Origin of the sequence: Amycolatopsis dongchuanensis, from assembly GCF_039542405.1 — a bacterium.
In the GTDB taxonomy this organism is placed as follows: Bacteria; Actinomycetota; Actinomycetes; order Mycobacteriales; family Pseudonocardiaceae; genus Amycolatopsis_E; species Amycolatopsis_E sacchari.
Window position 1 is genome coordinate 1 of sequence record NZ_BAABIB010000025.1, and the last position, 15,524, is coordinate 15,524.

At 71.6% G+C, this 15,524-nt stretch carries 15 protein-coding genes; 7 read left to right on the forward strand and 8 right to left on the reverse strand.

What is annotated here, in order from left to right; translation table 11 throughout:
• Positions 1-280 precede the first annotated feature (280 nt).
• Complete coding sequence (locus ABFX51_RS05505; protein ID WP_091516963.1) at positions 281-2,647, reverse strand: xanthine dehydrogenase family protein molybdopterin-binding subunit; 2,367 nt, start codon at positions 2,645-2,647, stop codon at positions 281-283.
• Positions 2,648-2,775: 128 nt separating this feature from the next.
• On the opposite strand from ABFX51_RS05505, the gene ABFX51_RS05510 reads away from it, so the two are divergent.
• On the forward strand, positions 2,776-2,988 hold the full coding sequence (locus tag ABFX51_RS05510; RefSeq protein WP_091516965.1) for a PspC domain-containing protein: 213 nt from the start codon (positions 2,776-2,778) through the stop codon (positions 2,986-2,988).
• 76 nt (positions 2,989-3,064) lie between these two features.
• Here ABFX51_RS05510 and groL read toward each other — a convergent pair whose 3' ends face one another.
• From groL to ABFX51_RS05530, 4 genes are all read right to left on the reverse strand, one after another.
• The gene (groL, locus tag ABFX51_RS05515; protein ID WP_091516967.1) at positions 3,065-4,696 is read right to left on the reverse strand and encodes a chaperonin GroEL; all 1,632 of its coding nucleotides are present in this window, start codon (positions 4,694-4,696) and stop codon (positions 3,065-3,067) included.
• A 221-nt stretch (positions 4,697-4,917) separates the two neighbouring features.
• Positions 4,918-6,411, reverse strand: a complete 1,494-nt coding sequence (locus ABFX51_RS05520) for a serine/threonine-protein kinase (RefSeq protein ID WP_091516970.1) — start codon at positions 6,409-6,411, stop codon at positions 4,918-4,920.
• 22 nt (positions 6,412-6,433) lie between these two features.
• Entirely contained in the window at positions 6,434-6,640 is a 207-nt protein-coding gene (locus ABFX51_RS05525; RefSeq protein ID WP_091517009.1) for a cold-shock protein, read from the reverse strand.
• 102 nt (positions 6,641-6,742) lie between these two features.
• On the reverse strand, positions 6,743-7,357 hold the full coding sequence (locus ABFX51_RS05530) for an AIM24 family protein (RefSeq protein WP_091516972.1): 615 nt from the start codon (positions 7,355-7,357) through the stop codon (positions 6,743-6,745).
• Between the two features lie 71 nt (positions 7,358-7,428).
• Here ABFX51_RS05530 and moeA point away from each other — a divergent pair, with 71 nt between their 5' ends.
• Both moeA and ABFX51_RS05540 read left to right on the forward strand, forming a co-directional pair.
• Positions 7,429-8,631 (forward strand): molybdopterin molybdotransferase MoeA, encoded by a 1,203-nt coding sequence (moeA, locus tag ABFX51_RS05535; RefSeq protein WP_346052590.1) that lies wholly within the window; start codon positions 7,429-7,431, stop codon positions 8,629-8,631.
• A 112-nt stretch (positions 8,632-8,743) separates the two neighbouring features.
• Positions 8,744-9,016 carry a GlsB/YeaQ/YmgE family stress response membrane protein gene (locus ABFX51_RS05540; protein ID WP_091516977.1) on the forward strand — a complete coding sequence of 91 codons (273 nt, stop codon included), beginning with the start codon at positions 8,744-8,746 and terminating at the stop codon, positions 9,014-9,016.
• Here the strand turns inward: ABFX51_RS05540 and ABFX51_RS05545 are convergent.
• Complete coding sequence (locus ABFX51_RS05545; protein WP_177229018.1) at positions 9,000-9,167, reverse strand: hypothetical protein; 168 nt, start codon at positions 9,165-9,167, stop codon at positions 9,000-9,002. The genes ABFX51_RS05540 and ABFX51_RS05545 overlap by 17 nt on opposite strands.
• A gap of 202 nt (positions 9,168-9,369) precedes the next feature.
• Here ABFX51_RS05545 and ABFX51_RS05550 point away from each other — a divergent pair, with 202 nt between their 5' ends.
• From ABFX51_RS05550 to ABFX51_RS05560, 3 genes are read left to right on the forward strand one after another with little or no spacing between them, the layout of a single operon-like run.
• Positions 9,370-10,089, forward strand: a complete 720-nt coding sequence (locus ABFX51_RS05550) for a phosphatidylserine decarboxylase (RefSeq protein ID WP_091516979.1) — start codon at positions 9,370-9,372, stop codon at positions 10,087-10,089.
• Positions 10,090-10,092: 3 nt separating this feature from the next.
• Positions 10,093-11,052 (forward strand): CDP-diacylglycerol--serine O-phosphatidyltransferase, encoded by a 960-nt coding sequence (gene pssA, locus ABFX51_RS05555; RefSeq protein ID WP_091516982.1) that lies wholly within the window; start codon positions 10,093-10,095, stop codon positions 11,050-11,052.
• Positions 11,053-11,073: 21 nt separating this feature from the next.
• A complete protein-coding gene (locus tag ABFX51_RS05560) occupies positions 11,074-13,287 on the forward strand; it encodes an AAA family ATPase (protein WP_346052592.1) in 2,214 nt (737 codons plus the stop codon).
• A 379-nt stretch (positions 13,288-13,666) separates the two neighbouring features.
• Here ABFX51_RS05560 and ABFX51_RS05565 read toward each other — a convergent pair whose 3' ends face one another.
• Together ABFX51_RS05565 and ABFX51_RS05570 are read right to left on the reverse strand one after the other, a co-directional pair.
• Positions 13,667-14,329: a LytR C-terminal domain-containing protein gene (locus tag ABFX51_RS05565; protein WP_091516988.1), complete on the reverse strand. Its 663-nt coding sequence runs from the start codon at positions 14,327-14,329 to the stop codon at positions 13,667-13,669.
• Positions 14,326-14,634 (reverse strand): DUF3263 domain-containing protein, encoded by a 309-nt coding sequence (locus ABFX51_RS05570; RefSeq protein ID WP_091516989.1) that lies wholly within the window; start codon positions 14,632-14,634, stop codon positions 14,326-14,328. Before ABFX51_RS05570 ends, ABFX51_RS05565 begins: the two co-directional genes overlap by 4 nt.
• A gap of 128 nt (positions 14,635-14,762) precedes the next feature.
• On the opposite strand from ABFX51_RS05570, the gene ABFX51_RS05575 reads away from it, so the two are divergent.
• Positions 14,763-15,320 (forward strand): peptide deformylase, encoded by a 558-nt coding sequence (locus ABFX51_RS05575; protein ID WP_091516992.1) that lies wholly within the window; start codon positions 14,763-14,765, stop codon positions 15,318-15,320.
• The last annotated feature ends 204 nt before the right edge of the window (positions 15,321-15,524 follow it).

Below are 15,524 nucleotides of genomic sequence, written 5' to 3' on the forward strand. Positions count from 1 at the left end.
CGGTAACGCCCTGACCAGGTAAAACGTACTAACTTAGCGGTATTGGCCGGCGGGCAGGCTCCAGGATGATCGGGGCCCCAAAGGGATCTCACCTTGGCGAGGTGGTCGAGTTGGGTGATCATCCCGTCGCCTGCGGTTTGTGCATATCACTTTGAGGACCAGCCGCAAGCCTGGCATAGCAAGCGCGAGTCTCGAAAAAGGTTGCGGCTGCTCCTCAAAGTGATCGCCCGGTATCAGGCGACGGGATGATCACCCAACTCCCGGGTGGGTGGGTGGCGTTCTACGCCACCGCCTCGTCTGCGTCCTCGGACTTGGCGCTCTCCCTGACCGGCAGGGTCTCGAACGCGGCCGGGGGCTCACGCCACGGATCGCTCGGGGTGCCTGCCTTCGCGTCGCGGATGGCGCGCCAGACTCGCTGGGGTGTGGCCGGGATGTCGATGTGCCGGACGCCCAGGTGCCGGACGGCGTCGATCACCGCGTTCTGCACCGCCGGGGTCGAGCCGACCGTGGCGGATTCGCCGATTCCCTTGGCGCCCATGAGGTTCCTCGGGGTCAGCGTCTCCGTGTTGGCCGCCTCCAGGTCGGGCACGTCGGCGGCCGACGGGACCAGGTATTCCGCGAAGGACGCTGTCACCGGGTTGCCGTCCTCGTCGAACGACACCTGCTCCCACAGTGCCTGCGAGATGCCCTGCACCGCCCCACCGTGCTGCTGCCCGCGCACCAGCAGCGGGTTCAGCACGCGCCCGCAGTCGTCAACAGCGATGTGCCGCAACGGTTTCACGTACCCGGTTTCGGTGTCGACCTCCACAACGGACACGTGGGCGCCGAACGGGAACGTCGCGCCGTCCGGCTTGAAGTCGGTCTCCTCGGCGAGTGGGCGGCCTTCGTTCTGGGCGGCCGTGGCGACCTCCGCCCACGTCATCGTCGCCGTGGGGACGCCCCGCACGCCCAGCGCGCCGTCGTCCGTGAGCTCGATGTCCTCGACCGCCGCTTCGAGTTGCGTCGCCGCGAGTTCCTTGGCCCGGCGCAGCACCAGGTCCGACGCCTGCCGCACCGCGCTGCCGCCCAGCTGCAACGATCGCGAACCACCCGTGCCGCCACCACGCGGCACGGTCGCTGTGTCCGACTGGACGAACCGCACCCGCTCCAGCGGCAGACCCAGCGCGTCCGCGACGATCATCGAGAACGCCGTGGGGTGCCCCTGCCCGTGGCCCGACGTGCCGACCTTGATCGTCGCCCCGCCGTCGGTGTCGATCTCGACCGAGGCGAACTCACCCGCGCCACCACCGGTGATCTCCACGTACGCCGACATGCCGATGCCCAGCAGCACCGTCTCCCCGGCCTCGATCCGCCGCGCCTGCTCGGCCCGCAGGTCCTCGTACCCCGCCAGCCGCAACGCCTCCCGCAGCGGCAGGTCGTAGTCACCGCTGTCGTAGCTCGCGCCGGTCAGCGTGGTGTACGGGAACTGCTCGGGCTTGAGGAAGTTGCGCCGCCGGAGCTCCGCCGGATCCAGGTCCAGCTCGGCCGCGGCGAGGTCCATCAGCCGCTCCAGCATCGCCGCCGCCTCGGGCCGCCCCGCACCGCGAAACGCACCCACCGGCGTGGTGTTCGTCAGCGCGGCGATCCCCGCGTAGCTGATCTTCGGGATGTCGTAGACGCCCTGCGCCATCGTCCGCGTCGGCCCGAGCGCGAGCGCGCCACCGAAGCCCGCGTACGCGCCGGCGTCCCCGATCACGCGGCAGCGCAGGCCGACGATCTTGCCGTCCGACCGCAGCCCCAGCTCGCCGTACTGCACCTGCGCGCGGCCGTGCGGCATCGACTGCAGGTTCTCCGAGCGGGTCTCGGTCCAGCGCGCGGGCCTGCCGAGCCGGCGGCACACCTCGATGACCACGGCGTACTCGGCCGTCATCCCCGCCTTGCCGCCGAAGCCGCCACCCACGTGCGGCGCGATGACCCGGATCCGCTCGGCGGACAGGCCGAAGACCTTCTCCACCGCGCTGCGGAACCCGTGCGGCATCTGGGTGGAGACGTAGACGGTCAGGTCGAACTCGTCGTCACCGGGCAGGGCCGCGATCGCGTTGCCCTCCATCGGCGCGACGGCGAGGCGCTGGTTCTCGATGCGCGCCCGCACCACGACGTCCGCGCCCGCGAGCACGTCGTCGTCCGCGTCCCGGTTACCGGCGGCGATGTTGCTGCCCAGCTCGGGGAACTGCGTCGGCGCGTCGGGGTCCAGCGCTTCCTCGAGGTCGACCGCGGCGGGCAACGGCTCGTAGTCGACGTCGACCAGCTCCAGCGCGTCCACCGCGGCGGTCTGCGTCTCGGCCACCACGACCGCCACCGGCTCGCCCACGAACCGCACGCGGTCGCTCGCCAGCGGGTACCGCGCGCACTTCGGGTTCAGCTCGATGAACGGCGGCAGGGCGGGCAGCCCCAGGTCCTCGGACGTGTAGACGGCGACGACCCCCGGCGCTTTCGCGGCCTCGGTGGTGTCGATCGCGGTGACGAGCGCGTGCGCGAACGGCGAGCGCACGAACGCCACGTACAGCGCGCCCTCGATGCGCAGGTTGCCCACGTACGTGCCCTGGCCGCGCAGCAGTTCCGGGTCCTCGACCCGGCGCACCTCGGTCCCCAGCAAAGATCCCGGCATGGTCCCGACTCTATCGCCGAGGCCGCCCGATGCCCACGTGGAGCAACTCCAGGTCAGGGGTGGAAACCGGGGTCGGCTCAGGGCCGTTCCCCGATGTTCCCGCGGGCCGCGGCGCCCACCATGGGGTCATGACGAACAGCGTGCACACCACCAGGAAACTCCGTCGCAGCACGACCGACCGCATGCTCTCCGGCGTGTGCGCCGGCTGGGCCGACTACCTCGGCGTCGACGTGTCGGTCGTCCGGATCGCCGCGGTCGCCGCGACCGTCTTCAGCGCCGGCACGGCGGCGATCATCTACGCCGCGTGCTGGCTCCTGACGCCGGAAGACACCGCCGAGTGACCCGGAAACGCCGAAGGGGGCTCCGGCACCGAAGTGCCGAAGCCCCCTCCGAGCTCTTTTCGACCGACTGGACTGATCAGAAGTCCATGCCGCCCATGCCACCGGACGGGTCGCCCGCCGGAGCGGCCGCGGCCTTCTCCGGCTTGTCGGCGACGACGGCCTCGGTGGTCAGGAACAGCGCCGCGATCGAAGCGGCGTTCTGCAGCGCCGAGCGGGTCACCTTGGCCGGGTCGATGACGCCGGCGGCGACCAGGTCCTCGTACTCGCCGGTCGCGGCGTTGAGGCCGTGACCCTCGGGCAGACCCTTGACCTTCTCGGCCACGACGCCGCCCTCGAGGCCGGCGTTGACGGCGATCTGCTTGAGCGGAGCCTCGACCGCCACCTTGACGATGTTGGCACCGGTCGCCTCGTCACCCGACAGGCGCAGGCCCTCGAACGCGGCCTTGGACGCCTGCAGCAGAGCCACGCCACCACCGGCGACGATGCCCTCCTCGACGGCGGCCTTGGCGTTGCGCACCGCGTCCTCGATGCGGTGCTTGCGCTCCTTCAGCTCGACCTCGGTCGCGGCACCGGCCTTGATGACGGCCACGCCGCCGGCCAGCTTCGCGAGCCGCTCCTGCAGCTTCTCGCGGTCGTAGTCCGAGTCCGAGTTCTCGATCTCGGTGCGGATCTGGTTGACCCGGCCCTGGATCTGTTCCGCGTCGCCGGCACCCTCGACGATGGTCGTCTCGTCCTTGGTGATGACCGCCTTGCGGGCGCGGCCCAGCAGGTTCAGGTCGGCGTTCTCGAGCTTGAGGCCCACGTCCTCGCTGATCACCTGGCCACCGGTCAGGATCGCGATGTCCTGCAGGATGGCCTTGCGGCGGTCACCGAAGCCCGGAGCCTTGACGGCGACGGACTTGAAGGTGCCGCGGATCTTGTTGACGACCAGGGTGGCCAGCGCCTCGCCCTCGACGTCCTCGGCGATGATCAGCAGCGGCTTGCCCGACTGCATGACCTTCTCCAGCACCGGGAGCAGGTCCTTGACGTTGGAGATCTTCGAGCCGAACAGGAGGATGTACGGGTCCTCCAGCACGGCTTCCTGACGCTCGGCGTCGGTGACGAAGTAGCCCGAGATGTAGCCCTTGTCGAAGCGCATACCCTCGGTGAGCTCCAGCTCGAGGCCGAAGGTGTTCGACTCCTCGACGGTGACGACGCCTTCCTTGCCGACCTTGTCCAGCGCCTCGGCGATCAGCTCACCGATGGTGCGGTCCGCGGCCGAGATCGAGGCGGTGGCAGCGATCTGCTCCTTGGTCTCGACCTCCTTGGCGGCCTTGTGCAGCTGCTCGACGACGGCCTCGACGGCGGTCTCGATGCCACGCTTCAGGCTGATGGGGTCGGCACCGGCGGCCACGTTGCGCAGGCCCTCGCGCACGAGCGCCTGGGCGAGCACGGTGGCGGTGGTGGTGCCGTCACCCGCGACGTCGTCGGTCTTCTTGGCGACTTCCTTGACGAGCTCGGCCCCGATCTTCTCCCACGGGTCCTCGAGCTCGATCTCCTTCGCGATGGAGACGCCATCGTTGGTGATGGTCGGCGCGCCCCACTTCTTCTCGAGCACGACGTTGCGGCCACGGGGGCCCAGCGTCACCTTGACGGCTTCGGCGAGGGTGTTGAGGCCGCGCTCGAGACCACGGCGGGCGTCCTCGTCGAACGCGATCAGTTTGGCCATTGCGGTGTTGTCCTCCGGTATTGGGCGCTGCGTGGCCAGTCCTGGTTTGCTGCCAGCAGCAGGACACGTCCTTCGGCCAGGCTCGGTGCCCGCGACGGACGACCAGCCCCGGAAGCTCCCGGGTCCGGCCTCACCGTCCCGACCTCTTGTCTGGCACTCGACGGTGCCGAGTGCCAAGGTCGTGTTTAGCACTCTCACCCCGAGAGTGCAAGAAGTGCTGGTCAGGCCGAGGGACGGATGGAGATCGTCGCGGGCGGCCTGCCACCCGACGACGGGGGCTGCGACGCCCCGCCCGTCGGCCCGACGGGGATGTCGGGCGCGGTGGTCTCCGGCGCCCCGCTCCCGCCGCCGCCCGTCAGCACCACGGCCGCGACGACGCCGCCGGCGACGACGAGCGCGCCGAGCAGCAGCCACAGCCACAGGAGGCTCTTCTTCTTGGCGGGCTGCTGCCGCTGCGGGTAGCCGTACTGGGGCGCACCGAAGGGTGGCGTCGAGTACCCGGACGAGTGGCCGTAGCCGGGCGGCGGGAACGCCTGCCCGTACTGCTGCGGCGGCTGCTGCCCCCAGCCGGGTTGCTGTGAATACCCGGAGGGGTGCCAGCCCCCGGACTGCGGTTCGGCGGGGCGCTCCCACTGCCGGGGCCCCGAGGACTGCGGATCGCCCCACTGGTGCGGCCCCGACGAGTACGGACCGGGCTGCGGCGGGCGGGCCTCGACCGTCGGCTGCGCGGCCCAGGCGTTCCCGGCACCGGGCGGGCCCGCCCAGGCGCCGCCCGGCTGCTGCGGCCGGGCCTCGACGGTCGGCTCAGAAGCCCACGGCTCATCGGCCTGCGGCACCCTGGCCGCCACGGTCGCCTGCGCGTCGTTGCCCAGCACCGGACCGAGCGCCTGGCGCGCCGCCGCGATCAGCGCGCGACAGCTTTCATAGCGGTCCGCGGGGTTCTTCGCCATGCCCCGGCGGACCACGTCGTCGACCGCGGCGGGCAGCTGCACCGCACGCGACACCGACGGCGGCTCACCCGCCAGGTGCCCCTTGATCACCGTCGGCACGTCGCCCGTGAACGGCGGGCCGCCGGTGAGGCACGCGTACAGCACACAGGCGAGCGCGTACTGGTCCGTCCGGCCGTCGAGCGGCTCGCCACGCAGGTGCTCCGGCGCCGCGTACGTCGGCGAGCCCAGGAAGTCACCGCCCCGCGTGCGGTGCCCGGTCGCACCACGGCGGGTCAGCCCGAAGTCGGCGACGTAGACGTGCTCACGCGCCGACTCCCTGCTGGTGACGAGCACGTTGGCGGGCTTGACGTCGAGGTGCACGAGGCCGCGCGAGTGCAGGCTGTCGAGCGCGTCCGCGACCTGGTCCAGCAGGCGCAGGGCGCGTTCGGGCGCGATCGGGCCCGCCGAGAGGAGACTCGCCAGATCCGCCCCGTCCACGAGGCGCATGGCGATGTAGTGCATGCCGTCGATCTCGCCGAAGTCGTACAGGGGAACGACGTTGGCGTGGTCGATGGCCGAGGTGTTGCGGGCTTCGTCGACGAAACGCTCGCGGAACTCCGCGTCGGCGCCGAGGTGCTCACCGATCACCTTCAAGGCGACCTTGCGCCCGAGCCGGACGTCGGTGGCCTTGTACATGACACTCATGCCGCCTTTGCCGAGCACCCCGTCGATGCGGTAGTTGCCCAGCCGGCGACCGGTGAGGTCCCCCGACACTTCGCCTGTCACACAGGCAGCCTAGCGTCAGCTCTCAGGAGAGCTTGCGAACGTCCGCCGCCTGACTGCGGCCGTCGCGGCCGGCCTGGATCTCGAACTCGACCCGGTCCCCTTCGTCGAGAGTGCGGAATCCGTCGGACTGGATTGCCGAATAGTGCACGAATACGTCAGGGCCGTCGGGCGAGGCGATGAACCCGTAGCCTTTTTCGGAATTGAACCACTTGACCGTGCCGACTGCCACGGCGTCCTCCTTGCCACCAAAGAACACTGGGATACCGTGCCGATCCGGTGTCCCAAGATGGCGATCACGCTACCGGAATAACGCCCGTGGGCAATGGGCAATTCACCGAGATTTACGAGCTTGCACCAAAACGGTCCCGGGTCCGGCGAAGTCGAGCGCCAGCCCCTCGCCGGTCCGGATCGACTGCGGCCCCGCCGGGTCGATCGCGCGCAGCCTGCACTGCACGGTGTCGGGGTAGGCGAGCAGGTAGGGCGGGCGCACCGTGATGAGCTCGCCCGGCTCGATCTTCAGCGCGTCCACCGGACCGGCGCAGGCCAGCACCAACGGCCCGGTTCCGCTGTAGTGCTCCAGGAAACCGCTGTCACTGCCGAAGAGCGCCTGCAGCGCCTGCCAGCCGTGGTCGACGCGGACGGTGGCCGGGCGCGCGAGGAACGCCTGCCTGCTGACGTTCCACCCGGTGCGCCCGTCCAGTTCCAGCGGGTAGACGTCGCCGGGCCCGTCCGGGGCGAGGTCGAGCCAGCCGCCCTCCTTCGGCGCGGTGAACACCGACGGCCCGCCCTTGCCGTGCGCGCGCAGTCCGCCGCGCGAGGGCTGCACCTCGGCGACGCCGAAGCTGCTGGCGAGCAGCGTGTCGGGCACCGCCTGGACCGCCTCCCCCGGCGCCAGACTGATCCGCGCCACGCCGAAGGTGGGCGTGTGCCGCGTGTGGACCTGCACCGGACCTCCCCCGAAGGTGATCGAAACGGGGTGAGTGTCGCACGCTGGACCGGCGGGGCAGGATGGTCTCCGTGGTTTCCGTCGACGAATACCGTGCCGAGATCGTCTCGCTGCTGGGCACCGCGCCCACCGTGAGCCTGCCGCTCGCCGAGTGCGCCGGGTTGGTGCTGGCCGAGGACGTGCTCGCCGGGGTTTCGCTGCCCCCGTTCGACAATTCGGCGATGGACGGGTACGCCGTCCGCGCGGCCGACGTCGCCGGGGCGAGCGCGGAGCACCCGGTGGAGCTGCCCGTGGGCGAGGACATCCCGGCGGGCCGCGTCGAGGTGCCCGAACTGCCACCGGGCACGGCCCACCGGATCATGACCGGCGCCCCGCTGCCGCCCGGCGCCGACAGCGTTGTCATGGTCGAGCGCACCGACGGCGGCACCGAACGCGTCCGCGTCTTCGAGACCGTGCCGCCGGGCAACCACCTGCGGCGCGTCGGCGAGGACGTGGCGAAGGGTTCGGTGGCGCTGCCCGCGGGCACGGTGCTCGGCCCGGCGCAGCTGGGGCTCGCGTCGGCCGTGGGCCTCGACCGGCTCACCGTGCGGCGGCCGTTGAAGGTCCTCGTCGTGTCGACCGGAACCGAGCTCGTGCTGCCGCCCGAGCCGTTGAAGCACGGCCAGATCTACGAGTCGAACAGCACGATGCTCGCCGCCGCGATCCGCGGGCTCGGTTGCGAGGCCGAGGTCGCGATGAGCATCGACGACGTCGCCCTGTTCCGCGACAACGTCGAGCCGCGCATCGGGGAGTTCGACCTCGTCGTCACCTCCGGCGGGGTGAGCGCGGGCGCGTACGAGGTGGTCAAGGACGCGCTGGACGGCGCGGGCGTGCGGTTCCAGAAGGTCGCGATGCAGCCGGGCGGGCCGCAGGGCAACGGCCGGTGGCACGGCGTCCCCGTCGTCACCCTGCCGGGGAACCCGGTGAGCGTGCTGGTGTCGTTCGAGGTGTTCCTGCGCCCGGCGCTGCTCACCGCGCTGGGGCACGAAAAGGTCGACCGGCACCGCGTGCGCGCGCGGCTGACGGAGGGGCTGATGTCACCGGCCGGGCGGCGGCAGTTCCGCCGCGGCTACTACTGGCAGCACGAGGGCGAGGTGACCGGCGAGGTCGGCCCACGCGGCGGCCCCGGCTCGCACCTGCTCGCGGCGTTCACCCAGGCCAACTGCCTCATCGTGCTGCCGGAGGACGTGACCGAGGCGCCCGAGGGCACCGAGGTGGACGTCCTCCTCCTCTAGGGGCCGGCCACTTCCCCGAGGGCACCGAGGTGGACGTCTTCCTCCTCTAGGGGCCGGCCACTTCCCCGCCGCCACCCTCAACGGACGCGCTCCGCGCGACTAGATTCCTCTCATGGGGTTCTTCTCGTGGATCGTCTTCGGGGCGCTGGCCGGCTGGGCCGCCAACCTCGTCATCGGCGGGCGTGACCGGCGGCGGCAGGGCTGCCTGGTCAGCGTGCTCGTCGGCGTGGTCGGCGCGGCGCTCGGCGGGCTGCTCTACCGGCTGGTGACGGGCCACGAGAAGACGTTCGAGTTCGACTTCCCCAGCTTCGGCGTCGCCGTGCTCGGCGCCGTCGTGCTGCTGGGCCTGCTGCGGCTGGTGCTGACCCTCACCCGCCGCTCGTGACCTCATCGGGGGCCTTACCGGTCCCCGTGACGAGCGCGACCGCCGTCGCCAGGTCCACCAGAGGGGGGATCGGCACGCTCAGGATGTCCCGCCGCCAGGATTCGAGCAGCTCGCCAAGTCGCCCTTCGGGCGAAAAGTCGGGCGCTGGCATGACGGTTCCTCTCTGCTGTTACTACGGTCTGCATCGGCCGATCTGACTCCGTGTTAGCAGGCACGCCCCCAGTGCGCTCCCCCTCACAGCCAGGCCCGCCCCGGACTGGCGGTAGCGTGGATACCCAGACCGGCGAATCGCCACGCCGGACCCGGTTCGGTCGATACCAACCGGTGACCTTTGCACCTACCCCGGGAACGTGATGAGCCCCAAGACGCCGGAACAGGCCGGCAACCCCGTCGCCCACGCCTTGCAGCTGGCCCGCGAGACCCTGCCCCCGATGCACCCCGCCGGACGCCCGTTCGTCGCCGGCGGGATCGCCGCCACCCTGCTGTTGCGCCGCGTCGCCAAGCCGCTCGGCGTCCTCGGCGGGCTGGCGACGCTGGCCACGGCGGCGTTCTTCCGCGAGCCCCGGCGCGTGCCGCCCGCCCGCGACGGTCTCGCGCTGGCCGCCGCCGACGGCATCGTCTCGCTCATCGAGGAGGCCACGCCCCCGCCGGAGCTGGGGCTGCCCGCGCAGCCGCGGATGCGGGTGAGCGTGTTCCTGTCGGTGTTCGACGTGCACGTCCAGCGGGCGCCCGCGAGCGGCGTAGTCGAGCGCGTCGCGTACCGGCCGGGCAAGTTCCTGTCCGCCGACCTGGACAAGGCCAGCGACGACAACGAGCGCAACTCGCTGCTGCTGCGCACCGTGGACGGGCACGAACTGGTCGTGGTCCAGATCGCGGGACTCGTCGCGCGCCGCATCTTGTGCCAGACCGCCGAAGGCGACAAACTCGCGGCCGGCGAAACCTATGGCTTGATCCGCTTCGGCTCGCGCGTCGACCTGTACCTGCCCGAGGGCAGCCGGGTGCTGGTCAGCAAGGGCCAGCGCACGATCGGCGGCGAAACCCCGCTCGCCGAGCTTCCCCAGGGGAAGGACTGAGGGATGGTCCGCGTGGTGACCCCGGGCGTCCGGCTGCTGCCGAACGCGATCACGGTGCTCGCGCTGTGTGCCGGCCTGTCGGCCGTGCAGTTCGCGCTGCACCACAACTACGTGCTGGCGATCGGCGCGATCGGCGTCGCCGCGGTGCTCGACAGCCTCGACGGCCGGATCGCCCGGCTGCTCGACGCGACGTCGAAGATGGGCGCCGAGCTGGACTCGCTGTCCGACGCCATCTCGTTCGGTGTCGCCCCCGCGCTCGTCCTCTACATCTGGCACACCGACACCGAGGGCATCGGCTGGGTGACCTCACTCGTGTTCGCGGTGTGCATCGTGCTGCGCCTCGCCCGCTTCAACACCCTGCTCGACGTGGAGAAACCGCCTTACGCGAAGGAGTTCTTCGTCGGCGTGCCCGCTCCGGCAGGCGGTCTGCTGGCGTTGCTGCCGCTGATCGTGACCCTGGAGTACGGCGACGGCTGGTGGTCGTCCGAACCCGTGGTGTGGGTGTGGACGGTGGGGATCGCGTTGCTGCTGATCAGCCGCATCCCGACGTTGTCGCTGAAGACCGTGAAGGCGCCGGCGAAGGCGGTCGCGCCGCTGCTCGTGGGCGTGGGCCTGCTCGCCGCGGCGATCATCCAGTACCCGCTGGTGGCGCTCACCGTCGCACTGCTGGTGTACCTCGCGCACATCCCGTACGCGGTGCGTCGCTACCACTGGCTCGCCAACCACCCGGAAGCGTGGCACGCCCCCTTGGCCGAACGCCGCGCGATCCGGCGAGCCCGCAGCACCCGCCGCCTCCGCCTGCGGCGGCCGAAGCTCGCGGGTGCGGGCAGGCTCGGGGGCCGGCAGCCACGCACGCAGCCGGAGCACGTCGTGCGCGTGCGCACGTTCCCCCCGGACAGCGAAGACCGCAACCGCCGCCGCAGCTGGCGGCGCATCGGCCTCCGGCAACGGGGCAACCGCTAGTCCTCGCTCTAAGGTGAACGCGTGAGCAGCCCCCAGATCACGCTGACCCTGCGGCACACGCCGTCCGCGCTCGACACCCGGCGCGGCGTCGTCCGGCTGCACCCGGAGGTGCTCGACGCGCTCGGCCTGCGGGCCTGGGACGCGGTGCACCTCACGGGCGCACGCCGCACGGCTGCCCTGGCGGCCCCCGCCGACGGTGACAACCCGCCCGGTGTCGTGCTCGCCGACGATGTGACAGCCTCCAACCTCGGTGTCACAGAGGGTTCCGAGGTGGTGGTCGCGCCCGCGGAGGTGTCCGCGGCCCGCAGCGTGACGGTCGCCGGTTCGCGGCTGGCGAGCGGGTCGGTGTCACCGAACACGCTGCGGCTCGCGTTGATCGGCAAGGTGTTCACGGTCGGTGACGCGGTGTCGCTGCTGCCGCAGGACCTCGCGCCGCCGCCCGGCGCGGACGTCGCCTCGGTGCGCGGGCAGCTGTCCAGGGCGATCGGCGCCACGTGGACCAGCGAGCTGCTCACCGTCACCGCCACCGAACCGGCCGGGGTGGTGGCGGTCGGCCCGTCCACCGTCGTCAGCTGGCGCAACGGGACCCCGGCACCTCCGTCCACAGTGGAATCTCCCGCTCCGGTCGCAGCTGCTGTGGCGCCGGTCGAAGAGGACGTGCCCGCGGTGCCGGTGACGGATCTCGTGGGCGCACAGACGCAGGCCCGCACGCTCGCCGAGTGGTTCGATCTCGCCTTCCGGCGGCCGGAGCTGCTGGCCAGGCTGGGCACGACGGCCCAGCTGGGCGTGCTGCTGTCCGGGCCCGAAGGGGTCGGCAAGGCGACGCTGGTGCGGTCGGTGGCCGCTGCCGAGGACGTGCGGGTGCTGTGCCTCGCCGCGCCGAACATCGCGGTGCTCGAACCGAACTCCGCCGCCGCGGCGCTGCGCGAGACCATCGCGCGGGCGGTGCCGGGCGAGCCCACGGTGCTGTTGCTCACCGACGTGGACGCGCTGTTGCCCGCAGCCGACCGCCCGCCGGTGGCGACGATCGTGCTCGACGAGCTGCGGAACGCGCTCGCGAAGCCCGGGTTCGCCGTAGTCGCCACGACGGCGCACCCCGAGTCGTGCGACCCGCGCCTGCGCGGCCCGGAGCTGCTGGACCGCGAGCTGTCGATCTCACTGCCCGACGCCAGGACCCGCACCGAGCTGTTGCGCCTGCTGCTGCGGGACGTGCCCGTGGAGTCCGGTGTGGACTGTGGTGCGCTGGCGGAGAAGACGCCGGGTTTCGTGGCGGCCGATCTGATCGCACTGCGCCGGGACGCGGCGTTGCGGGCCGCGCTCAGGCAGCGTGAGGCCGAGCAGCCACGCATCGCGCAGCAGGACCTGCTCGACGCGCTCGCCACCGTCCGTCCGATCTCGCTGTCCACTTCGGACAACCTGGCGACCGGTGGCCTCAGCCTCGATGACGTGGGCGACATGGCCGAGGTGAAGCAGTCGCTCACGGAGGCCGTGTTGTGGCCGCTGCGGTACCCGGATTCCTTTGCGCGGCTCGGCATCGAGCCGCCGCGAGGGGTGCTGTTGTACGGGCCGCCGGGTGGTGGCAAGACGTTCCTGTTGCGGGCGCTGGCGGGTACGGGCGCGTTGAACGTGTTCGCGGTCAAGGGTGCCGAGCTGCTGGACAAGTGGGTCGGCGAGTCGGAGCGGGCGGTGCGGGAGCTGTTCCGGCGGGCCGCGGACGCCGCCCCGTCTCTGATCTTCCTCGACGAGGTCGACGCGATCGCGCCCCGCCGCGGGCAGTCGAGCGACTCGGGCGTGACGGACCGGGTGGTCGCAGCGCTGCTCACCGAGCTGGACGGTGTCGAGCCCATGCGGGACGTGGTGGTCCTGGGAGCCACGAACCGGCCGGAGCTGGTGGACCCGGCGTTGCTCCGGCCGGGACGGCTGGAGCGCCGGGTCTACGTGCCCCCGCCCGACGCCGAAGCGAGGGCGGCCATCCTCCGCGCCACGGCGCGGCACACCCCGTTGGCGTCCGATGTGGACCTGGAGCAGATCGCATCCACTCTGGACGGATATTCCGCGGCGGACTGCGCCGCCCTCATCCGAGAAGCCGCTCTCACGGCGATGCGGGAGTCGCTGGAGGCCGCAGAGGTGACGGCCGCCCACCTGGAGTCCGCGAGGAAGGTCGTACGCCCCTCACTGGACCCGGCCCAGCTCGCGGCGCTGGAGGCCTACGCGGAGGGCCAGCAGGCGCGGTGACCGCTGGGCGCGGAGGCGCTTACTGCACCCGAGCGGGGAAGCGCTTGCCGCTGCCAGCGCCTTGAGAAAGCGCTTCCAGGGCGAGCGCGGGAAGCGCTTGCTGCCGCAACCGGCACGAGCGCTTCCAGGGCGAGCGCGGGAAGCGCTTGCTGCCGCCAGTGGCACGGGCGCTTCCGCAGTGACGGCGGGAAGCGCTTGCCGGATACGTGGCTTGCCACTCCTCCGCAAGCGCTTACTCGCCCCCGCCGGAAACCGCTTACTGCGCAGCGTCGCCGCAAAGCCAGCCCCGCCACAGCAGCTACGCCAAACAACCCCCGGCCGACAGCAGAAAGCGCTTCCCACCCGGTGGCGGAAAGGCGCTTTCCCCTACTAACCAGACTCAGGAACCCTTGGCCCGCAAACCCTTGTAGTCATTGGTCACGATGACGATCACGCCCGGGCTCGCGTTCTGGATGCCCTCGAAGCGCGGCTCGGCCTTCATGTTGAACCAGCTCGCCAGCGACTTCGCGGCGGTCTCCTCGTCCGTGCCCGGCGTGTAGTAGGCCGTGGTGGTCGGGATGATGCCGTACGGGTAGTTGTCCACCTGCACGACGTTCCAGCCGTCGGCCCGCAGGTCGTTGGCCGCGCGGGCGGCGAGGCCGTGGATCGTGCTGTTGTTGTAGACGCGCACCGGCACCCACTTCGCCGAGGCCTGGTCGGCGGGGACGCCACCGTTCTGGTTCTGCGGCTGGCTCGCGGGCGCGCCACCCGGCTGACCCGGTCCCGCCGTGCCGGGCGCTTCGGTGCCCGCGGGCGGCGGGGTGGTGCCCGTGGCGGGCGGCGGCGTGCTGCCCGCGGTCGACGACGGCGGCGTGGTGCTCGACGGCACCTCGCTGCCGGGCGCGGTCGCGGTCGGCGTCGCGGGGGGCGGTTCCGCGGTGTTCTTGCCGTTGTCGCCGGTGACGGCCGTGACGATGCCGATGATCGCCGCGATGGCCGCGACGCCGAGCAACGCCACACCGGCGAGACGCATCGGCCGGGACAGGCCCTGGAAGAAGTTCATCGTCCCTCGATCCCCAGCCGCCGGGCGACCCGCTTGCGCTGCCGGGTGGTGCGCACCTTGCGCAGGCGCTTCACGAGCATCGGGTCGGCCTGCAGGGCCTCCGGCTTTTCGAGCAGCTGGTTGAGCAACTGGTAGTACCGTGTCGACGAGAGGCCGAACTTCTCGCGGATCGCCTCCTCCTTGGCCCCCGCGTAGCGCCACCACAGGCGCTCGAAGGCCAGGATGGCGACCTCGCGCTCGGACAGGCCGGCAGGGGGATCGGGCGGGGACGGCCGCCCGTCGGCCATCGACTCCGCGGCGTCCATCTGACTCCCTCAAATCGCCGAAGAACACGGTTGTCGTTCCGCGGCGCCATTGAACCACGCGGACACCCCCCGGGCGCGGGATCACGGCCCGGCGCGTCACGGTCCACGGATGGGTACGATCGCTCTTCGTGACGATTCACCCCATCCGCATCGCCGGCGATCCCGTGCTGCACCACCCCACGCGCGAGGTGGAGAAGTTCGACGACGAACTGCGCACGCTCACCGAGGACATGTTCGAGACGATGTACGCCGCCGAGGGTGTGGGCCTCGCGGCCAACCAGATCGGCATCGACCTGCGGGTGTTCGTCTACGACTGCCCCGACGACGAGGGCGTGCGGCACAAGGGCGTCGTCGTGAACCCGAAGCTGGAGACGTCCGAAATCCCGGAGACGATGCCGGACCCGGACGACGACTGGGAGGGCTGCCTGTCCGCGCCCGGCGAGTCGTACCCGACGGGCCGCGCCAAGTGGGCCAAGGTGACCGGCTTCGACGTCGAAGGCAACCCGATCGAGGTAGAGGGCACGGGCTACTTCGCACGCTGCCTGCAACACGAGACCGACCACCTGGATGGCTACATCTACCTCGACCGGCTGATCGGGCGCCACGCCCGTGACGCCAAGCGCATGCTCAAGCGCAACAAGTGGGGGGTGCCGGGCCTGTCCTGGCTCCCGCCGAAGGAGTCGTAAAGCCGGAGGGCGAGGCGTCGGGGCTGGTGGTGCCGGGGGGCCGGTGCCCGGGGCCGGTGCGGCGAGCCGAGTGGCGGCGACTCGGGGGCGCCTGGCGGGTCGGATGGCGGCGCGGCGGGGCGGGTGACGGCACGGCGGCCGGGCGCCGGCACGGCGGGCCAGGCGCCGGTGCGGCGAGCCGAAGTCGGAGGCCAAGCGGTCTTA

Excerpts from the sequence above, each read along its gene's own strand:
- ABFX51_RS05505 (WP_091516963.1), bottom strand. The coding sequence starts at position 2,647 with ATGCCGGGATCTTTGCTGGGGACCGAGGTGCGCCGGGTCGAGGACCCG.
- ABFX51_RS05510 (WP_091516965.1), top strand. The coding sequence starts at position 2,776 with ATGACGAACAGCGTGCACACCACCAGGAAACTCCGTCGCAGCACGACC.
- groL (WP_091516967.1), bottom strand. The coding sequence starts at position 4,696 with ATGGCCAAACTGATCGCGTTCGACGAGGACGCCCGCCGTGGTCTCGAG.
- ABFX51_RS05540 (WP_091516977.1), top strand. The coding sequence starts at position 8,744 with ATGGGGTTCTTCTCGTGGATCGTCTTCGGGGCGCTGGCCGGCTGGGCC.
- ABFX51_RS05545 (WP_177229018.1), bottom strand. The coding sequence starts at position 9,167 with ATGCCAGCGCCCGACTTTTCGCCCGAAGGGCGACTTGGCGAGCTGCTC.
- ABFX51_RS05550 (WP_091516979.1), top strand. The coding sequence starts at position 9,370 with ATGAGCCCCAAGACGCCGGAACAGGCCGGCAACCCCGTCGCCCACGCC.
- pssA (WP_091516982.1), top strand. The coding sequence starts at position 10,093 with ATGGTCCGCGTGGTGACCCCGGGCGTCCGGCTGCTGCCGAACGCGATC.
- ABFX51_RS05565 (WP_091516988.1), bottom strand. The coding sequence starts at position 14,329 with ATGAACTTCTTCCAGGGCCTGTCCCGGCCGATGCGTCTCGCCGGTGTG.
- ABFX51_RS05570 (WP_091516989.1), bottom strand. The coding sequence starts at position 14,634 with ATGGACGCCGCGGAGTCGATGGCCGACGGGCGGCCGTCCCCGCCCGAT.